Origin of the sequence: Micromonospora humidisoli, from assembly GCF_016900955.1 — a bacterium.
Taxonomy (GTDB): domain Bacteria; phylum Actinomycetota; class Actinomycetes; order Mycobacteriales; family Micromonosporaceae; genus Micromonospora; species Micromonospora wenchangensis.
The window spans coordinates 1,083,480-1,100,920 of record NZ_JAFEUO010000002.1 but is presented as its reverse complement, the minus strand read 5'-3'; the positions used below and the strand labels follow the sequence as shown (position 1 = coordinate 1,100,920).

The 17,441-nt window shown below is 72.4% G+C and carries 16 protein-coding genes and 1 pseudogene; 9 read left to right on the top strand and 8 right to left on the bottom strand.

Annotated features, from left to right (window positions below; all coding sequences use genetic code 11):
• Positions 1-2 precede the first annotated feature (2 nt).
• On the top strand, positions 3-2,549 hold the full coding sequence (gene pepN / locus JQN84_RS10475; RefSeq protein WP_204958234.1) for an aminopeptidase N: 2,547 nt from the start codon (positions 3-5) through the stop codon (positions 2,547-2,549).
• A 177-nt stretch (positions 2,550-2,726) separates the two neighbouring features.
• On the opposite strand, the gene JQN84_RS10470 is transcribed toward pepN, so the two are convergent.
• Entirely contained in the window at positions 2,727-3,140 is a 414-nt protein-coding gene (locus JQN84_RS10470) for a DUF5130 family protein (RefSeq protein ID WP_204958113.1), read from the bottom strand.
• Positions 3,127-3,429 carry an aa3-type cytochrome oxidase subunit CtaJ gene (gene ctaJ / locus JQN84_RS10465; RefSeq protein WP_435872827.1) on the bottom strand — a complete coding sequence of 101 codons (303 nt, stop codon included), beginning with the start codon at positions 3,427-3,429 and terminating at the stop codon, positions 3,127-3,129. Before ctaJ ends, JQN84_RS10470 begins: the two co-directional genes overlap by 14 nt.
• Positions 3,430-3,889: 460 nt before the next feature.
• Between ctaJ and JQN84_RS10460 the strand changes: the two genes are divergently transcribed.
• The gene (locus JQN84_RS10460) at positions 3,890-4,768 is read left to right on the top strand and encodes a poly(ethylene terephthalate) hydrolase family protein (protein ID WP_204958233.1); all 879 of its coding nucleotides are present in this window, start codon (positions 3,890-3,892) and stop codon (positions 4,766-4,768) included.
• Positions 4,769-4,861: 93 nt separating this feature from the next.
• Here the strand turns inward: JQN84_RS10460 and JQN84_RS10455 are convergent, their stop codons facing one another.
• Positions 4,862-5,764 (bottom strand): tryptophan 2,3-dioxygenase, encoded by a 903-nt coding sequence (locus tag JQN84_RS10455; RefSeq protein ID WP_204958112.1) that lies wholly within the window; start codon positions 5,762-5,764, stop codon positions 4,862-4,864.
• Between the two features lie 146 nt (positions 5,765-5,910).
• Here JQN84_RS10455 and JQN84_RS10450 point away from each other — a divergent pair, with 146 nt between their 5' ends.
• The 3 genes from JQN84_RS10450 (at position 5,911) to JQN84_RS10440 (ending at position 7,857) form a co-directional block, all read left to right on the top strand.
• Positions 5,911-6,372 carry an Lrp/AsnC family transcriptional regulator gene (locus JQN84_RS10450; protein WP_204958111.1) on the top strand — a complete coding sequence of 154 codons (462 nt, stop codon included), beginning with the start codon at positions 5,911-5,913 and terminating at the stop codon, positions 6,370-6,372.
• 87 nt (positions 6,373-6,459) lie between these two features.
• Positions 6,460-6,984, top strand: coding sequence for a hypothetical protein (locus JQN84_RS10445; protein ID WP_204958110.1), 525 nt, complete (start codon positions 6,460-6,462; stop codon positions 6,982-6,984).
• A 48-nt stretch (positions 6,985-7,032) separates the two neighbouring features.
• Complete coding sequence (locus JQN84_RS10440) at positions 7,033-7,857, top strand: class F sortase (protein WP_239485245.1); 825 nt, start codon at positions 7,033-7,035, stop codon at positions 7,855-7,857.
• 86 nt (positions 7,858-7,943) lie between these two features.
• On the opposite strand, the gene JQN84_RS10435 is transcribed toward JQN84_RS10440, so the two are convergent.
• Positions 7,944-8,489 carry an HNH endonuclease gene (locus JQN84_RS10435; protein ID WP_204958108.1) on the bottom strand — a complete coding sequence of 182 codons (546 nt, stop codon included), beginning with the start codon at positions 8,487-8,489 and terminating at the stop codon, positions 7,944-7,946.
• A 248-nt stretch (positions 8,490-8,737) separates the two neighbouring features.
• On the opposite strand from JQN84_RS10435, the pseudogene JQN84_RS10430 reads away from it, so the two are divergent.
• The 3 genes and pseudogenes from JQN84_RS10430 to JQN84_RS10420 all read left to right on the top strand — a co-directional run.
• Positions 8,738-9,790 (top strand): annotated as a pseudogene (locus tag JQN84_RS10430) (mechanosensitive ion channel family protein); the annotation flags it as partial.
• A 480-nt stretch (positions 9,791-10,270) separates the two neighbouring features.
• Positions 10,271-11,638 carry an MFS transporter gene (locus tag JQN84_RS10425; protein ID WP_204958107.1) on the top strand — a complete coding sequence of 456 codons (1,368 nt, stop codon included), beginning with the start codon at positions 10,271-10,273 and terminating at the stop codon, positions 11,636-11,638.
• A 51-nt stretch (positions 11,639-11,689) separates the two neighbouring features.
• Complete coding sequence (locus tag JQN84_RS10420; protein WP_204958106.1) at positions 11,690-12,112, top strand: globin; 423 nt, start codon at positions 11,690-11,692, stop codon at positions 12,110-12,112.
• 40 nt (positions 12,113-12,152) lie between these two features.
• Here the strand turns inward: JQN84_RS10420 and JQN84_RS10415 are convergent, their stop codons facing one another.
• The 4 genes from JQN84_RS10415 to ettA form a co-directional block, all read right to left on the bottom strand.
• Positions 12,153-12,734: a type III secretion system chaperone family protein gene (locus JQN84_RS10415; protein ID WP_204958105.1), complete on the bottom strand. Its 582-nt coding sequence runs from the start codon at positions 12,732-12,734 to the stop codon at positions 12,153-12,155.
• A 131-nt stretch (positions 12,735-12,865) separates the two neighbouring features.
• Positions 12,866-13,561 (bottom strand): DUF8185 domain-containing protein, encoded by a 696-nt coding sequence (locus JQN84_RS10410; RefSeq protein ID WP_204958104.1) that lies wholly within the window; start codon positions 13,559-13,561, stop codon positions 12,866-12,868.
• Positions 13,558-14,004 (bottom strand): acyl-CoA thioesterase, encoded by a 447-nt coding sequence (locus tag JQN84_RS10405; RefSeq protein WP_088646587.1) that lies wholly within the window; start codon positions 14,002-14,004, stop codon positions 13,558-13,560. Before JQN84_RS10405 ends, JQN84_RS10410 begins: the two co-directional genes overlap by 4 nt.
• 2 nt (positions 14,005-14,006) lie before the next feature.
• Complete coding sequence (gene ettA / locus JQN84_RS10400) at positions 14,007-15,683, bottom strand: energy-dependent translational throttle protein EttA (protein WP_204958103.1); 1,677 nt, start codon at positions 15,681-15,683, stop codon at positions 14,007-14,009.
• Between the two features lie 326 nt (positions 15,684-16,009).
• Between ettA and JQN84_RS10395 the strand changes: the two genes are divergently transcribed.
• Complete coding sequence (locus JQN84_RS10395) at positions 16,010-17,410, top strand: alpha,alpha-trehalose-phosphate synthase (UDP-forming) (protein ID WP_204958102.1); 1,401 nt, start codon at positions 16,010-16,012, stop codon at positions 17,408-17,410.
• Positions 17,411-17,441: the final 31 nt, after the last annotated feature.

Here is a 17,441-nt window from a genome sequence, read left to right as displayed (position 1 = left end):
GAGTGCGCAACCTGACCCAGGTCGAGGCCACCGAGCGGGCCCGCCTGCTGGAGGTCACCGGGTACGACATCAACCTCGACCTGTCAACCGCGGTGCAGGCCGAGGGCCGCACGTTCCGGTCGGTGACCGAGGTCAGGTTCCGCTGTGCCGAACCCGGCGCCGGCACCTTCATCGAGACGGCCGCCGAGTCGGTGCGCGCGGCGACGCTCAACGGCGAGCCGGTGGACCTCGCCGGCTGGTCGGCCGACAAGGGGCTGACGCTGACCGGGCTGGCCGCCGAGAACGTGCTCGTGGTGGACGCCGACTTCGGCTACTCCAACAGCGGGCAGGGCCTGCACCGCACCGTCGACCCGGTCGACGGGGAGACGTACCTCTACAGCCAGTTCGAGACGGCCGACGCGCAGAAGGTCTTCGCCTGCTTCGACCAGCCCGACCTGAAGAGCGTCTACACCTGGCACGCCACCGTCCCGGCGCACTGGCGGGTGGTGTCCAACATGCCCGTCGAGCAGGAGGAACCGGCCGGCGCGGGGCTCAAGACCGTCCACTTCACCACCTCGGCGCGGATGAGCACCTACATCACCGCGCTGTGCGCCGGGCCGTACCACGAGGTGCGGGACAGTCACGACGGCATCGACCTGGGCGTCTTCTGCCGGGCCTCGATGGCCCCCCACCTGGACGCCGACAACCTGTTCCTGATCACCAAGCAGGGCTTCGACTTCTTCCACGAGCAGTTCGGGGTGCGGTACCCGCTGCCCAAGTACGACCAGCTGTGGGTGCCCGACTTCAACGCCGGCGCGATGGAGAACTTCGGCTGCGTCACCCACGCCGAGTCGCACTACCTGTTCCGCTCGCAGGTCACCGACTTCGAGTACGAGCAGCGGGCCAACACGATCCTGCACGAGCTGGCCCACATGTGGTTCGGTGACCTGGTCACCATGCGCTGGTGGAACGACCTGTGGCTCAACGAGTCGTTCGCCGAGTGGGCCAGCCACTGGTGCAACACCCACGCCACCCGGTTCTCCGAGGCGTGGACGACCTTCCTGTCGATCCGCAAGAACTGGGGTTACCGGCAGGACCAGCTCTCCTCCACCCACCCGGTCTACTGCGAGATGCCGGACCTGGAGGCGGTCGAGGTCAACTTCGACGGCATCACGTACGCCAAGGGCGCCAGCGTGCTCAAGCAGCTCGTGGCGTACGTCGGTGAGGAACCGTTCCTGGCCGGGCTGCGGGCGTACTTCGGCAAGCACGCGTGGGGCAACGCCACCTTCGACGACCTGCTGTCGGAGCTGGAGACGGCCTCCGGCCGGGAGCTGCGCAAGTTCGCCGCCCAGTGGCTGGAGACCGCCCAGGTCAACACGCTGCGTCCCGAGGTGACCATCGGTGCCGACGGCGGCTACGAGCGGGTGTTGGTCCGGCAGGAGGCCCCGGCCGGCCACCCGACGCTGCGCACCCACCGCATCGGCGTCGGCCTGTACGACCTGACCGACGGCCGGCTGGTCCGCCGGGAGCGGGTCGAGGTGGACGTCACCGGTGAGGTGACCGAACTGACGGTGCTGCACGGCCGGCCGGCCGCCGACGTGCTGCTGCTCAACGACGACGACCTGACCTACGCCAAGCTGCGGCTCGACGAACGGTCGATGGCGACCGTGGTGCAGCACATCGCCGGCTTCGACTCGTCGCTGGCCCGGGCACTGTGCTGGACGGCGGCCTGGGACATGGTCCGCGACGCCGAGCTGTCCACCCGCGACTACGTGGCGCTGGTGCTGGCCGGGCTGCCCGCCGAGACCGACATCAACCTGGTCACCGCCACCCTGCGGCAGGCCAGCACCGCGCTGATCTTCTACGCCGACCCGGCCTGGGCCCCGACCGGCTGGGCCGGGCTGTCCCGGGCCGCGAAGGACGCGCTGGCGGCGGCCGAGCCGGGCAGCGGCTTCCAGCTCGCCTGGGCCCGGGCGTACGCCTCGGCGGCCCGCGCCGACGAGGACCTGGCGACGCTGCGCGGCTGGCTGGCCGACACCGACGTGCCGGCGGGCCTGACCATCGACACCCAGCTGCGCTGGACGGTGCTGCAGTCGCTGGTGGCCAAGGGGGCGGCCGGCACCGCCGAGATCGAGGCGGAGCTGGCCGGCGACCGGACGGCCTCCGGTGAGCGGGAGGCCGCGTACGCGCACGCGCTGGTGCCGACCGAGGCGAACAAGGCGTCGGTGTGGTCCCTGCTGACCGGCCCGGACGCGCTGCCGAACTGGCGTAACCGGGCGCTGTTGCAGGGCCTGACCCACCCGACGCAGGTCGCCCTGACCGCGCCGTACCGGGAGCGGTACTTCGCCACGGTGGCGCAGGTGTGGGCGCAGCGCGACAGCGAGCCGGCGCAGGAGTTCGTGCAGCTGGCGTACCCGGCGTACCTGGTCGAGGAGGAGACGGTGGCGGCGACCGACGCGTGGCTGGCCGGCGACGGGCACCCGGCCTCGCTGCGCCGTCTGGTGGCCGAGGGGCGCGACGGGGTGGTCCGGGCGCTGAAGGCCCGCGCGCGGGACGCCCGCAGCAGCTGACGTCGAGGTGGACCGGCCCGGGGCCGGCGCGGGTGCGAGCCCACGCCGGCCCCGGGCCGTGCTGCGGTGCCGGCCCGGCGCGGGGGTGCCGGTGCACGCCGGGAACCCGTGGACGCGACGGAGCCCGGTCCGCGTGGTGCGGGCCGGGCTCCGGACGGTCGGGACGGGCGGCGGGGCTCAGGCCCGGCCGGCGTGGCTGGCGAGCTGGTCGAGGCCCTGGATGATGCCGCCGGCCAGGTCCCCGCCGCCGAAGGACGCCACCATGGACAGCGCGGCCAGCTTGACGTACGTGTCGGGGATGCGCTTGCGGGCGTACCGGCCGGTGACGACCTCCAGCTGACGCTGGTTGGGCGACACGGCGATCAGCACCGACCGGTCCGGCTCGGCGAGTTGGCGGTGCAGCCGCTCGGCGTGCTCCCGGACCGGCTCGTCGAGGCCGCCGACGTAGACCGAGAAGACCAGGCCGCTGCCCTGGTCGGCCAGGCGCAGCGCCTCGTCGATGCGCAGCAGTTGCCGGGTCGAGAACGGCCCGTCCAGCACCTCGGGCGGGGTGCCCGTACCGGTCTCGGCCACCTGCTCACCAACGGTCACTTGCGCCTCCGGTTCCACCGGCCGGCGCCTCGATGCCGGCCTGCTGCTGCTTGTGGCTGGTCAGCGCCGGCGCCTGGGCACCGGCGGCCAGGGCGGTGCCGGCCGAGTCGGCCAGCTGCTCCGGGCGGCCCAGGAACCAGACCGGCGTGAAGTCGAAGCGTCGGCCCGGCCGGTAGCGCTTGGCGCCGCCGCCGCTGCCGTGGTTGGCGGCGTAGACCAGCCCGACGATCACCAGCACCACCGCCGCCGGGATGCCGACGAAGATCAGCAACGTGTCAGTGACAGACAATCCCAACGCCCCCAGGCGGTAAGAGAGACCAGAGCTTCCGGGTCGGGTGGACGATCGTGACACCGTGCTCCCGACTCCGCTGCCATTCACGTTAGCGGAGCCGACGCCCCGCGAGCCTGCGGGGTGCCGATCCCACCTGTCACTCCAGTGTTCCAGCGGCCCCACGGCGGGGACGAGTCGGGTCACCCGGTCCCATCCTGCCGGTTCGGCACCCGATCCCGCCGGGGCGACACGACAGGCACGGGTGTGGCGTCCGCCCCATATTCCGCTGACATGACCCGGCCGGGATTGCCGGTCTCGGTGCCGGGACCCGGAGGATGGCCCGTACCGATCGGACGTTTTCGATCGATTCCGGTCCACCCACCCGCAGGGAGCCCCCGTGCAACCCGTGCCCGCCCTCCACCCCCACCCCACCCGGCCCCACCCCACCCGGCCCCGGCCCCGCCGGCCCTGGCCCCGACTGGTCACCCGCCCGCTGCTCGCGCTCGCCCTGGTCGGCGGCAGCGCGGTCGCCGCGCCCGCCGCGCCCGTCGACGCCCGGCCGGTCGCGGCGTCCGCCGCCAACCCGTACGAACGGGGTCCCGCCCCGACGACGGCCAGCATCGAGGCCACCCGGGGCCCGTTCGCCATCGCCCAGAGCACCGTCGCGGCGTCCGCCGTGAGCGGGTTCCGGGGTGGCACGATCTACTACCCGACCAGCACCGCCGAGGGCACCTTCGGCGCGGTCGCGATCTCCCCCGGCTACACCGCCAGCCAGTCCAGCGTCGCCTGGCTCGGCCCCCGGCTGGCCTCCCAGGGTTTCGTGGTCATCACCATCGACACCCTCTCCGTGTACGACCAGCCGGCCTCCCGGGGCACCCAACTGCTGGCCGCGTTGGACTACCTGGCCGGCAGCAGCGCCGTGCGGACCCGGATCGACCGCAACCGGCTCGCGGTGATGGGGCACTCGATGGGCGGCGGCGGCAGCCTGTCGGCGGCGAACACCAGGCCCGCGTTGCAGGCCGCCATCCCGCTCACCGGCTGGCACACCGTCAAGAACTGGTCGTCGCTACGGGTGCCGACGCTGGTGATCGGCGCGGAGAACGACTCGACCGCTCCGGTGGCGTCGCACTCGGAGCCGTTCTACACCAGCATGCCGGCGAGCCTGGACAAGGCCTACCTGGAGTTGAACGCGGCCGGCCACTCCGCGCCGACCTCACCGAACGTCACCGTGGCGAAGTACAGCATCTCCTGGCTGAAGCGGTTCGTCGACGACGACACCCGCTACGAGCAGTTCCTCTGCCCGGCACCCCGGGGCAGCGCGATCGAGGAGTACCGGGACACCTGCCCGCACTCCTGACTGCGTACCGGCCGGTCCCCTCGCCGTGCGGCGGGGGGACCGGCCCGTGGACCGGACCCGGTGCCGTGGCCCGCCGCGGGCAGGTCGCCGGGGTCACATCGCGGTACGGGCCGACCACAGTTCGGGGAAGACCACCCGCGACATGCTGCGCTGCAACCAGGCCAGCCCGGCCGACCCGCCGCTGCCCACCTTGGCACCCATGGTGCGCTGCACGGCCTTGACGTGGTTCCAGCGCCAGTCGCCGAACTGCTCGGCCACGTCGGCCAGCGCGTCGCCGAGCTGCCGCAGGTGGTTGTCCGGCCCGTCGTCGTCGTAGACCGCCACCCAGGCCGCCTCGATGCGGGGGTGCGGCAGGTGCTCGACGGCGACGTCCCGGTCGCGCAGCTCGGCGGGCAGTTCGTGTCCGTGCCGGTCGAGCAGGGCGATCACGTCGTCCCAGAGGCTCGGCGCGGCCAGCGCCGCGCGCAGGTCGTCGTAGATCTGGGCCTGGCGGCGGAAGGGACGGATCAGCGCCGGGTCGCGCAGCCCGAGCAGGAACTCCAGTTGGCGGTACATCGCGGACTGGAAGCCGGAGCCCTCGCCGAGCAGGTTGCGGAACCGGTTGAAGTCGGCGGGGGTCATCCAGCGCAGCCCACGCCAGGCGGCGTTGAGCCCCTCCAGGTGCAGGGCGGCCCGGCGCAGCGGGGCGAGCGCCGCCCACACCCGGTCGGCCCGCAGGTCACGCTGGGCCTGGCGCAGCTCGTGGCAGGTCAGCCCGAAGTACAGCTCCATGATCTGGCTGACCATCAGGAAGGACATCTCGCCCGGGTCGCTGCTCAGCGGCTGTTGGAGGGTGTGCAGGGTGCTGGCGTGCACGTACGCGTCGTAGGGCGTCCGGTCGGCGAACTCCAGGGTGGGCTCGCCGCCGTTGCGGGCGGCGCGGGCCCGGCGCTGCTGCGGGGTGGCCGGGCGTACCACCGGGTCCGGGGTGTGCGCCCGCAGGTCCGTCTGTTCCACCGTCTCGCCCCTCCGGTTCGGCTGTCCGAACATGATCTCCCGTCACGTACCCGTGGTGGAATGCCGCTTCGATGGAGCTGAGCGGCTGTCACTTCACGAACGGAAGGCGCTTCGCCGGGTTGACCTGCCGAAGATAAGGTAGGCGCGTGGACGAGATGGACTGGGCCCTGCTGCGCGAGTTGCAGGCCGACGCGCGGCTGTCGTACAGCGAGTTGTCCCGGCGGGTGCACCTGTCCCCACCGGCGGTCGCCGAACGGGTCCGCCGGCTGGAGGAGTCAGGCGTGGTCACCGGGTACCACGCGCACGTCGACCTCGCCCGCGCCGGCCGTCCCGTGGTGGCGCTGATCCGGATGTCCTGTTACGGCCCCCGGTGCATCCTGCACGACCCGAACGTCGCCGACTGGCCGGAGATCCAGGAGATCCACCGGATCACCGGCGACGCGTGCAGTGTGCTCAAGGTCGCCGCCGGTTCGATCGGGCAGTTCGAGGCGGTGATCGACAGGCTCGCCCCGTACGGACAGCCGTCCAGCACGATGGTGCTCTCCAGTCCGCTGCGGTGGCATCCGGTCACCCCGTTGCCGCCCGCCACCGACCCCGGGCGGGCCTGACTCCGGGTTTGCCCCCGGGCCAGCGGGAATGCAGCCCCGCACACCCGTCGCAGGATTCCGGCGAACCGTCGCCGGGAGGGGGGAATCATGCGGGGGCTCACTCTGCACCGTCGTGCCGTCCACGCCGTACTGGCGGTGCTCACCCTGGTCGGGGTGTTCGTCCTGACGGCGGCCGCCCCGGCGCGCGCCGGGGAGAACACCTTCGTCGAGGTCACGCCGAACACCGCGCAGGCCGGCACCCGGGTCAACGTCCGGGCGAGTTGCGACAACGCCAACAACCAGCAGGCCACCGTGCACTCGGACGCCTTCGGGCGGGTGGTGCTGCGACCCGACAACGGTTTCCTCACCGGCGCGGTCACCGTCCCGGGCAACAAGCAGCCCGGTGACTATCCGGTGGACCTGCGGTGCGCCAACGGCAACACCGCCTCGACCATGCTGACCGTGCTGAACATGGCCCAGCCGAGCAAGGGCCCGGCAACCGGCGGCGGCGGGACGGCGGGTGACCGGGGCAGCGGTTCGCTGCTGCTGGTCGGTGGCCTGGCGGTGATGGCCGTGGCGGCCGGGCTGGGCGTCTTCGGCGGCAACCGCCGGCGGACCCGGCCCGGCGCCTGACCACCTGTCGTCATGGCCCGCACCCGTTCCCGGCCGGCCGGCCACCGGTTGCGGGCGGCGGCCCGGCGTACCGTCCGGGTCGCCGCCGGCAGCCGGCGTGCCGCCCACCTGATCGCCGCCCGCACCCGCCGCGCCGCCCGGCGTTTCCGCCGGGTCGCCGGCCAGGCGTTCTCCGCCAGCGTGACCACCACCGACCCGGTCACCCAGGCGCGTCCGGTACGCCCGGTGCCGCGCGGCCCCGCGTTCGGCGGCCGGCTCGCCGGGTCCGGGCCGGGCCTGCCGGTGCTCGCCGTCGCCACGGTGATGCTGCTGATCGTGGCGATGCTCGGGGTGGAGCGGGTCACCGGGATCAGCGTCCTGCCGGACCGGTTCGTCGCCGGGCTGCGTCCCCCGCCGAAGCGGTTCCCGGTGCTCTCGGGCAGCCCGCCGACCCAGATCGCCATCTCCCGGATCGACGTGCGGGCCCCGGTGCACCAGGTCGGCATCGCCCCGGACGGCAGCATCGACGTCCCGGCCGCCGCCCGCGCCCAGGAGGCCGGCTGGTACGACCAGGGCCCCACCCCCGGCCAGTACGGTCCGGCGGTGATCGTCGGGCACGTGGACACCACCACCGGGCCGGCGGTCTTCCACGGGCTGCGGGAACTGCGCGACGGCGACCGGATCGAGGTGACCCGCGCCGATCGCCGGGTGGCCGTCTTCGAGGTCGACCAGGTGCAGCGGTACGGCAAGGAACGGTTGCCGGTCGACGAGATCTTCGGCGACTTCAGCCGCCCCGGCCTGCGGCTGATCACCTGCGGCGGGCGCTGGGTCGGCGGCGGGACCGGCTACGCCGACAACGTCGTGGTGTACGCCACCCTGGTCCGGGCCCGCTGACCCGCGCCGGCCCCGGGCGCCCCCGTCGGCCATGCCCGGTCAGGCGGCCCCGGCCCCGAGCAGCGGTCAGCGGCCCCGCGCAGCGGTCAGGCGGCCTCGGCTTCGCGCAGCGGCTCCCGCAGGTCGAGCCAGTCCGCCCAACGCGGGTCGGGCGCGCGGTGGCCGAGCACCCGCCAGGCGTTGCCCTTCGGGGCGGCCGGCAGGCTGTGCAGCCGCCACCCCAGCTCGGCGGGGGTCTTGTCGCCCTTGGTGTGGTTGCACCGGGCGCACGCCGCGACCACGTTCTCCCAGGCGTGCCGGCCCCCCCGGCTGCGCGGGAAGACGTGGTCGATGGTCTCGGCCGGGCCCCGGCAGTAGGCGCAGCGGTTGCCGTCGCGGGCGAAGATCGCCCGGCGGGAGAGCCCGACGTGGGTGCGGTAGGGCACCCGGACGAACCGGGTCAGCCGCACCACCGAGGGGACGGGGAGCGCATCGTGGGCGCTGTGCAGGATGCCGTCGCCGTCGGCGACACAGACGGCCTTGGCGGAGAGCACCAGGATCGCGGCGCGACGCACGGACACGACACACAGCGGCTCGTAGGTGGCGTTGAGGACCAGCGCGCCGGAGCCCACCGTGGGTCGTATGTCAGGCATCGTGCTCACCCTCCCGGTCCAGCCGCTCCCACCGCTGGCAGCGCCGGCCGGGCCCCGGGCAGCGGCGGGCCACGACCGACTCCGGCGGGATCACCGTCGTCCGTTGTGCCAATCGTCCCTGATCGGACCCACGATTGCACGCACTAATCCGGGGTACCCGCGGAACCCTCCGCGCGGTGTAGGAAGATGTCCGGTTCGGCACCGTACGATCACGGGCGTGGTGGGTCGGCCGCCGGCCGTCCGGACCCCTGCGGTACGAAGACAGGGTGAGCGTCGTCAGCCTGTCGTCAGTCGTCCTGTCCGCCGCCCCGAGCCCGGCCCCGAGCGGCAGCCCGGGTTCCGGGGGCGGCTCGGGTGCCGACTGTCTGGGCAGCACCTCCTGCGAGTACCTGTACCGGGTGACCGGGTCGGCGTGGTTCGCCGAGGGCAGCTACTGGATCCTGCTCAAGCCGCTGCGGGTGGTGCTGATCCTGCTGCTGGCGTTCGTGGCCCGGTGGGCGCTGCACCGGACGATCAACCGGCTGGTCCGCACCACCGCGCACGGGGCGGTGCCCACGCTGCTGCGTCCGCTGCGCGAGCGGGTGCCCAGCAGCACGCTGGATCCGAGCGAGTTCGTCCCCGAACGGCGTCGCCAACGGGCCGAGGCGATCGGCTCGGTGCTGCGCAGCATGGTCACCGCGTTCGTCTTCGGCATCGCGCTGCTGATGATCCTGCGCGAGTTCAGCTTCGACCTGGCCCCGTTGCTGGCCAGCGCCGGCATCGCCGGGGTGGCGCTGGGCTTCGGCGCGCAGAGTCTGGTGAAGGACCTGATCGCCGGGCTGTTCATGCTGATCGAGGACCAGTACGGCGTCGGCGACACGGTCGACCTGGGCGAGGCGACCGGGGTGGTCGAGTCGGTGGGGCTGCGGGTCACCACGGTCCGCGACGGTCGCGGGGTGCTCTGGTACATCCGCAACGGCGAGATCATCCGGGTGGGCAACAAGAGCCAGGGCTGGGCGCTGGTCGTGGTCGACCTGCCGATCGGGTTCGCCGGCACCGAGGAGGCCAACGCGGTGCTGCGGACGGCCGCCGCCTCGGTGGCGGTGGACCCGGAGCTGTCCGCCGAGATCGTCGAGCCGCCCGAGGTGCTCGGGGTGGAGCAGGTGACCGTCGACGGTGCGGTGATCCGTACGGTGGTCAAGACCACGGCGGACGGCCAGTTCGCGGTCGGCCGGGAGCTGCGCCGCCGGCTCGCCGAGGCGTTGGAGAACTCGGGCATCACCGCGCGGATCGCGGCGGCCCGGCTCTATCCGGGGCTGCCGCCGGTCGGCATGAGCACCGGCACCGGCCCGACCACCACCGGCACCAGCCCTGCGGTCGCCGGCACCCCCGCCGGCTCCACCGGCGTCGGCCCGGCGGACCCGACCGCCCCGACGACCGCCGGCACCGTCACCGCGGCCGGCCCGGTCGGGCCGGCCGCGGTGACGGATTCGACGGCTCCGGGCACCCCGACGGGCCCCGGCGGTACCGGCGTCGGACGGGCCGGGGGGAGCTGAAACCGCAGCTCACGCCCGCGTGAACCGGCCCGATGGTCGGGGCTCGCGCGCCGGGCGGCCCCTCGGGTATCGTCCGTTCGTTCAGTCGGGCATGCGACGATCAATCCGTTCGCCCTAGTCAGTTGTCAGACGATCGGGCAGAATCCGGTGCACGCGTTCCCGGGAGCGTGATCACGTCATCGCTGATCCGCGAATCTGACGACGGGGCCCCGCCGGGCCATCACAAGTGGCCGGTGCCGGGGCACGATGGAGGCGACGGTGTCCGACGAGCGACCCGCCCCGGACCGGCCGGCCACCTTCCGTGAGGTGTTCGGGCAGGGGGAGTTCCGGGCGGTCTTCGCCGCCAGTGTCCTGTCCTGGGTCGGCGACTACGTCGCCAAGGCCGCCGTCACCGTGCTGGTCTACCAGGAGAGCCGCTCCGTCGCCCTGTCCGCCGCCGCGTTCGCGGTCAGCTACCTGCCGTGGCTGGTCGGCGGTCCGCTGCTCGCCGCGCTCGCCGAGCGGTACCGGCACCGGCGGGTGATGGTGACCTGCGACGTGATCCGGATGCTGCTGACCGTCCTGATCGTGCTGCCCGGCCTGCCGGTCTGGGCGATCCTCGCGTTACTGTTCGCCGCCACCCTGGCCAACCCGCCGAGCCAGGCGGCCCGCTCGGCGCTGCTGCCGGCGATCCTCACCGGCGACCGGCTGGTGCTCGGGCTGTCGCTCAACGCCAGCGCCAGCCAGGCCGCGCAGGTGGTCGGCTACCTGGCCGGCGCGGCGGTCGCGGCGGTCAGCCCGACGGCGGCGCTGCTGCTCAACGCGGCCACCTTCGGGCTGTCCGCCCTGTTCGTCCAGCTCGGCGTGCACGACCGGGAGCCGACGCTGAGCGCGGCGCACCGGACCCACCTGCTGCGGGAGACCGGTGAGGGGTTCCGGATCGTCTTCGGCACCCCCGTGCTGCGGGCGATCAGCCTGCTCGTGTTCAGCGCCATGCTCTTCTCGATCGTCCCGGAGGGACTGGCCGCCGCGTGGGCCGGCGAACGCTCCGGCAACGGCCTGGACTCGGGTGCCGCCCAGGCCGTCATCATGGCGGCCAACCCGGTCGGATACATCGTCGGCGGCCTGCTGGTCGGCCGGCTGGTCTCGCCCGCCGGCCGGCTCACCCTGATGCGACCGTTGGCGGTGCTCGCCCCGCTGGCCCTGGTGCCGGCGTTGCTGAACCCGCCCCCGGTGGTGGTCGCCCTGCTCGCGGCGGCCTGCGGCTTCGCAGTCGCCGGCCTGATCCCGACGGCGAACGGGCTGTTCGTCCGGGCCCTGCCCAACGGCTACCGGGCCCGCGCCTTCGGTGTGATGGCCACCGGCATCCAGGTGATCCAGGGTGGTGCGGTGCTGGTCACCGGCATGCTCGCCGACCGGTTCTCGGTGCCGGTGGTGGTCGGGGTGTGGAGCGCCGCCGGGGTGCTGCTGATGCTGTTCACCGCGCTGCGCTGGCCGGACCGGGCGACCGTCGACGCCGCCGTGAAGGCCGCCGACCTGGCTAACGCCGGCACCGGGTCACCGGCGGGCGGGCGGCCCGGGTCGGCGACGCGCCGGCCCGGGGAGCGGGCCCCCCGGCGGCACGCTGTGATGTGATCGGCCGGTGGGCGGCAGTCGTGGCGTCGCCGTACCTGGCAGGATGGAACGGTGGATTCCGCAGGCGACCTCCGGCCCGTTCCGTCGACGACCTTCTTCGACGCGGTCGGTGGTGAGCCCACCTTCCGGCGGCTGGTCGACCGGTTCTACGCCGGCATCGCCGCCGATCCGCTGCTGCGCCCGATGTACCCGGAGGGCGACCTCGGGCCGGCCACCGAGCGGATGACGCTGTTCCTGATGCAGTACTGGGGCGGCCCCAACACCTACTCGGCCCAGCGGGGGCATCCCCGGCTGCGGATGCGGCACGCCCCGTTCCGGATCGGCCCCGCCGAGCGGGACGCCTGGCTGCGCCACATGCGCCTAGCGGTGGACGAGTTGGACCTGCCGCCGGAGCACGCCGCCACCCTCTGGGACTACCTGGAGCGGTCGGCCTACTTCATGGTCAACGTGATGGAGGACCCGTCCCTCGGCTGACCCGGCCGCCCGCGTCGGCGCGGCCGGGGCCTCGGGCGGCTCAGAGCAGGGCACCCTCGTCGTGCAGCCAGTCGACGAACGTGGTCGCCACGGCCGCGCCGCAGTCGAGCATCTCCACCAGCAGCGCGTCGTGTGCCCCGGCGCCGAGCGGCACCTGCAACTCGGCGTAGATGGGCAACTGGCCGCGCTCGGTGGGGTCGCCGATGTACGCCTTGCAGAACCGGCGGGTGTGGTTCCACTCGTTGACCACCCGGTAGGCCCGGTCGGCCCAGTCCGGCGGGACGGTGGCGTGCGGGCGGGCCCGCATCACCAGGATCTCGTCCTCGGGGCCTTCGAGGGTCACCAGCACCGCGTGCCGTTCCCACATGGCCAGCAGGTTGCCGTCACCGTCGGCCAGGTAACGCACGTCGAGCAGGTCGAGCGCGTCGCACACCCGGGCCAGGGTGACCGGCGCCACGGAGGCCGGCCGGTCGGTCACGACGGGCCGATCGGTTGCGGGGCAGTCCTCCGCCGGTTGCCGGGGCGGCGGTGGCCCCACCCGGATGCTGTCCACCGAGACTCCGCTTCGAGTTTCCGGGTCGCCGCCAGCGGCGGGACCAGGGCGCCATGACCACCACGGCATCGCTCGCGCACCTCACTCCCCAGCGGATCCAATCGCCTACGGTGCGTTGGATCCGAGGATGGACGGTACCCGGACAGCCGGGTTGAGACACCCCCCCAACGGCAGCCCCAAGCCGGAAGAATGATCCGGGGTCATACTTTCGGCTGATCCCGTGCCGGACGAATTGCGAGATCCGAAACTTTCCGCGACCAGGCGGCTCCGTATGGTCCCACCAGTCCCACCCACCGGCCGGCCACCCGGACCTGGACCTCCCCCGCCGCGGTGATCTCGGCCGGGCCGAGGAACCCCATCCGGACCAGCCCCTGCACCAGCCGTTGGGTGATCTCCACCGGGTCGGCCGGGTCGGCGTCGGGAGTGACGGTCACCGCCACGTGGTCGAGCAGCGCCTCCCGCAGTATCCGCTGCCCCACCGCGCGCCCGCGTACCCCCTCGGTGGCGGCGGTGCGCAGGGTGCCCGCCGCGGCCTCGGCGATGCGCCGTAGCTCGGCGGCGGGCAGCACCTCGACCGGGCGGCTCACCACCGGGGGCAGCGGCCACCGCCACCGCTCGTCACGGCCGGGCGGCAACATGGTGTCGGCGTCGGCCAACCGGGCCAGCAACTCGGCCGCGTCCACGGTGACGTCGGCCGGGGCGCTCCCGGCCACCGTCCGGACCACCAGCACGTCCCACGGCAGCCGGCCCCAGAGGGCGGTACGGCCGACGCCGGGCAGCGGGCGTAGCCGGACCACCGTGGCCGGGTCGAGGCGGACCAGCCGGGCCAGGAAGGCCCCCGCGTCGTCCGCCCCGACCAACCCGTGCTCCGGCCGGACGGTGGCGCCGCCGTTCACGCCGCCCCGTCGGTCAGGGCCCACGACTCCAGGAAGGCCCGTTCGTCGTCGCTGATCCGCCGGGGCCGCTTCTCCACCAGGTCGAACGGGACCAGCACCGAGCGGGCGGTGCTGGCCAGCACGTCACCGTCGTACAGCTCGTAGGCGACGGTGAACGAGGCGGCCCGGATGCGCTCCACCCACAGTTCGATCCGGACGGTCGGCGCGGCCTGGGCGGTGGCCCGACCGAGCGCGTAGTCGACCGGACGCAGGTAGTCGACCTCGTGCCGACGGATGACGACCCCGTCGGCGAACGAGCCGACCCCCCACGCCTTGCCCCCGGCGAACATCAACGCCACCCGCGCCTCCTCGTACAGGGTGAGGAAGCGCGAGTTGTTGACATGGCCGTACGCGTCCAGGTCGGACCAGCGCAGGGTGCAGTGGTAGACGAAACGGTCCGCCATGCTCAGTCGCGGGTCAGCTTGCGGTAGGTCACCCGGTGCGGCCGGGCCGCCTCCGCCCCGAGCCGGTCGATCTTGTTCTTCTCGTACGCGTCGAAGTTGCCCTCGAACCAGAACCACCTCGACGGGTTCTCGTCGTCGCCCTCCCAGGCCAGGATGTGGGTGGCGACCCGGTCGAGGAACATCCGGTCGTGGGAGATGACCACGGCGCAGCCGGGGAACTCCAGCAGCGCGTTCTCCAGGCTGGACAGCGTCTCGACGTCCAGGTCGTTGGTCGGCTCGTCGAGCAGGATGACGTTGCCGCCGATCTTGAGGGTGAGCGCCAGGTTGAGCCGGTTGCGCTCGCCGCCGGAGAGCACCTTGGTCGGCTTCTGCTGGTCCGGCCCCTTGAAGCCGAACGCCGCGATGTACGCCCGGGACGGCATCTCGACCTTGCCCACCATCAGGTAGTCGAGCCCGTCGGAGACGACCTCCCAGACCGTCTTGTCGCCGTTGAGGCCCTCCCGGTTCTGGTCGACGTACGACAGCGAGACGGTGGGGCCGACCCGGACCTCGCCGCCGGTCGGCTGCTCCAACCCGACGATGGTCTTGAACAGGGTGGTCTTGCCGACGCCGTTCGGGCCGATGATGCCGACGATGCCGTTGCGCGGCAGCGAGAACGACAGGTCGTCGATGAGCAGCCGGTCGCCGAAGCCCTTGCTGAGGTGGTTGGCCTCGATGACCGTGCTGCCCAGGCGCGGGCCCGGCGGGATCTGGATCTCCTCGAAGTCCAGCTTGCGGGTCTTCTCCGCCTCGGCGGCCATCTCGTCGTAGCGGTCCAGCCGGGCCTTGGACTTGGTCTGCCGGGCCTTGGCGTTGGAGCGGACCCACTCCAGTTCCTCGGTGAGCCGCTTCTTCATCTTGGCGTCGCGGCGACCCTCGACGGCCAGCCGGGCGGCCTTCTTCTCCAGGTAGGTGGAGTAGTTGCCCTCGTACGGGTAGGTCCGGCCGCGGTCCAGCTCCAGGATCCAGTTGGCCACGTTGTCGAGGAAGTACCGGTCGTGGGTGATCGCCATGACGGTGCCCGCGTACTTGGCCAGGTGCTGCTCCAGCCAGGAGACGCTCTCCGCGTCCAGGTGGTTGGTGGGCTCGTCGAGCAGCAGCAGGTCGGGGGCCTCCAGCAGCAGCTTGCACAGCGCGACCCGGCGGCGCTCACCACCGGAGAGCTGGGTGACGTCGGCGTCCGGCGGCGGGCAGCGCAGCGCGTCCATGGCCAGTTCGAGCTTGGAGTCGACGTCCCAGGCGTCGAGGTGGTCCAGCTCCTCCTGGAGCCGGCCCATCTCCTCCATCAGCTCGTCGGAGTAGTCGGTGGCCATCTGCTCGGCGATGGCGTTGAACCGGTCCAGCTTGGCCTTGGTCTCGGCGACCGCCTCCTCGACGTTGCCGAGCACGGTCTTGCTGTCGTTGAGCGGAGGCTCCTGGGCGAGCATGCCGACGGTGTAGCCGGGCATCAGCCGGGCCTCGCCGTTGCTCGGCTTGTCCAGCCCTGCCATGATCTTGAGGAGGCTGGACTTACCGGCGCCGTTCGGGCCGACCACACCGATCTTGGCCCCCGGCAGGAAGTTCAGCGTCACGTTGTCGAGCACGACCTTGTCGCCGTGCGCCTTGCGCGCCTTTTCCAGGACGTAGATGAACTGGGCCACGGTGCGGGCTACCTCCGTCGATTGCTGTCGTCTTGGGCTGCGGCTCGGCGCGGGCTGCGACCTGCGCCCGCCGCCGCCGGCCGGGAGCCGGCCACGCGCACGCCACCGTCAATCCTGACAGGTACGGCCCGCCGCGCCCACATCACCCCGCCCGGCATCGTCCGCGTCACTACCGCTACCGCTGAGCTGGCGATGTTGACAAGATCACGGTACGGGTTCAGCAGGCGTGGGACGGGTAGGTAACTGCGGCACGGGGTCCCAGACGCCGCAGCTACGCTCAGTACGCTCATCGCGGTGGACCCGTCAGCACCCGGAGGTGGCCGATCGTGACCGTCCGTAGCTCCTTTGTCGTTGTGGCCAACCGACTGCCGGTCGACGAGGTGAGCACACCCGAGGGACGACAATGGCGGCGCAGCCCCGGCGGGCTGGTCACCGCGCTGCACCCCGTCCTCGCCGAGCACCGGGGCACCTGGGTCGGCTGGGCCGGTGGCACCGGCGCCGCCCCGGAGCCGTTCGACCTGGAGGGCATCCGCCTGCACCCGGTGCCGTTGAGCGCCGAGGAGTTGGAACGTTACTACGAGGGTCAGTCCAACGCGACAATCTGGCCGCTCTATCACGACGCGGTCGAGACACCCGCCTACAAGCGCCGTTGGCGGGAGGCGTACCGGCTGGTCAACGCCCGGTTCGCGGAGGCGGCGGCGGACGTCGCGGCCGAGGGCGCGACGGTCTGGGTGCAGGACTACCAGCTCCAGCTCGTCCCGGCGATGCTGCGCGAGCTGCGGCCGGACCTCAAGATCGGCTTCTTCCTGCACATCCCGTTCCCGCCGATCGAGCTGTTCATGCAGATGCCGTTCCGCACCGAGATCCTGCGCGGCCTGCTCGGCAGCGACCTGGTCGGCTTCCAGCAGCGGCTGGCCGCGCAGAACTTCGTCCGGCTGGCCCGGCACCTGCTCGGCCTGCGCTACGAGGGTCAGATGATCCAGGTCGACGGGCGGCAGGTGAAGGCCGGCGCGTTCCCGATCTCGATCGAGACCAGGGAGATGGAGCGGCTGGCCGAGGACCCGGCGATCCAGGCCCGGGCCAAGCAGATCCGCGAGGAGCTGGGCAACCCGAAGACGATCATCCTGGGCGTCGACCGGCTCGACTACACGAAGGGCATCGAACTCCGACTCAAGGCCTTCCGCGAACTTCTTGCTGACGGAAAGTTGACAGTTCCGGACGCGGTTATGGTGCAGGTGGCCACCCCCAGCCGGGAGCGCGTGGAGCACTACCAGGCACTACGGGTCAAGGTGGAACGCGAGGTTGGTCGGATTAACGGCGAATTCGGCAGGGTCGGCGTGCCGGCGGTGCATTATCTGCATCAGTCGTACAGTCGCAGCGAACTGGCCGCGATGTACGTCGCGGCCGACGTGATGATGGTGACCCCGCTGCGAGACGGAATGAACCTGGTGGCCAAGGAGTACGTCGCATCGCGCGCCGACCAGGGCGGTGCGCTCGTGCTCAGTGAGTTCGCCGGCGCGGCCACCGAGCTGCGCCAGGCGTTCCTGTGCAATCCGCACGACCCCGACGCCGTCAAGGACGCCCTCCTGCGGGCTGTACACGTAGAGAAGCCGGAGGCCCGTCGACGCATGCGGATCATGCAACGTCACCTGCGCACCCACGATGTGGGGCACTGGGCGAAGTCCTTTCTGACCGAGTTGGGCGCACCGGGGACGGAGGCCGAGTGAACGCCCCCACCGCCGAGATCATCACCCCCGC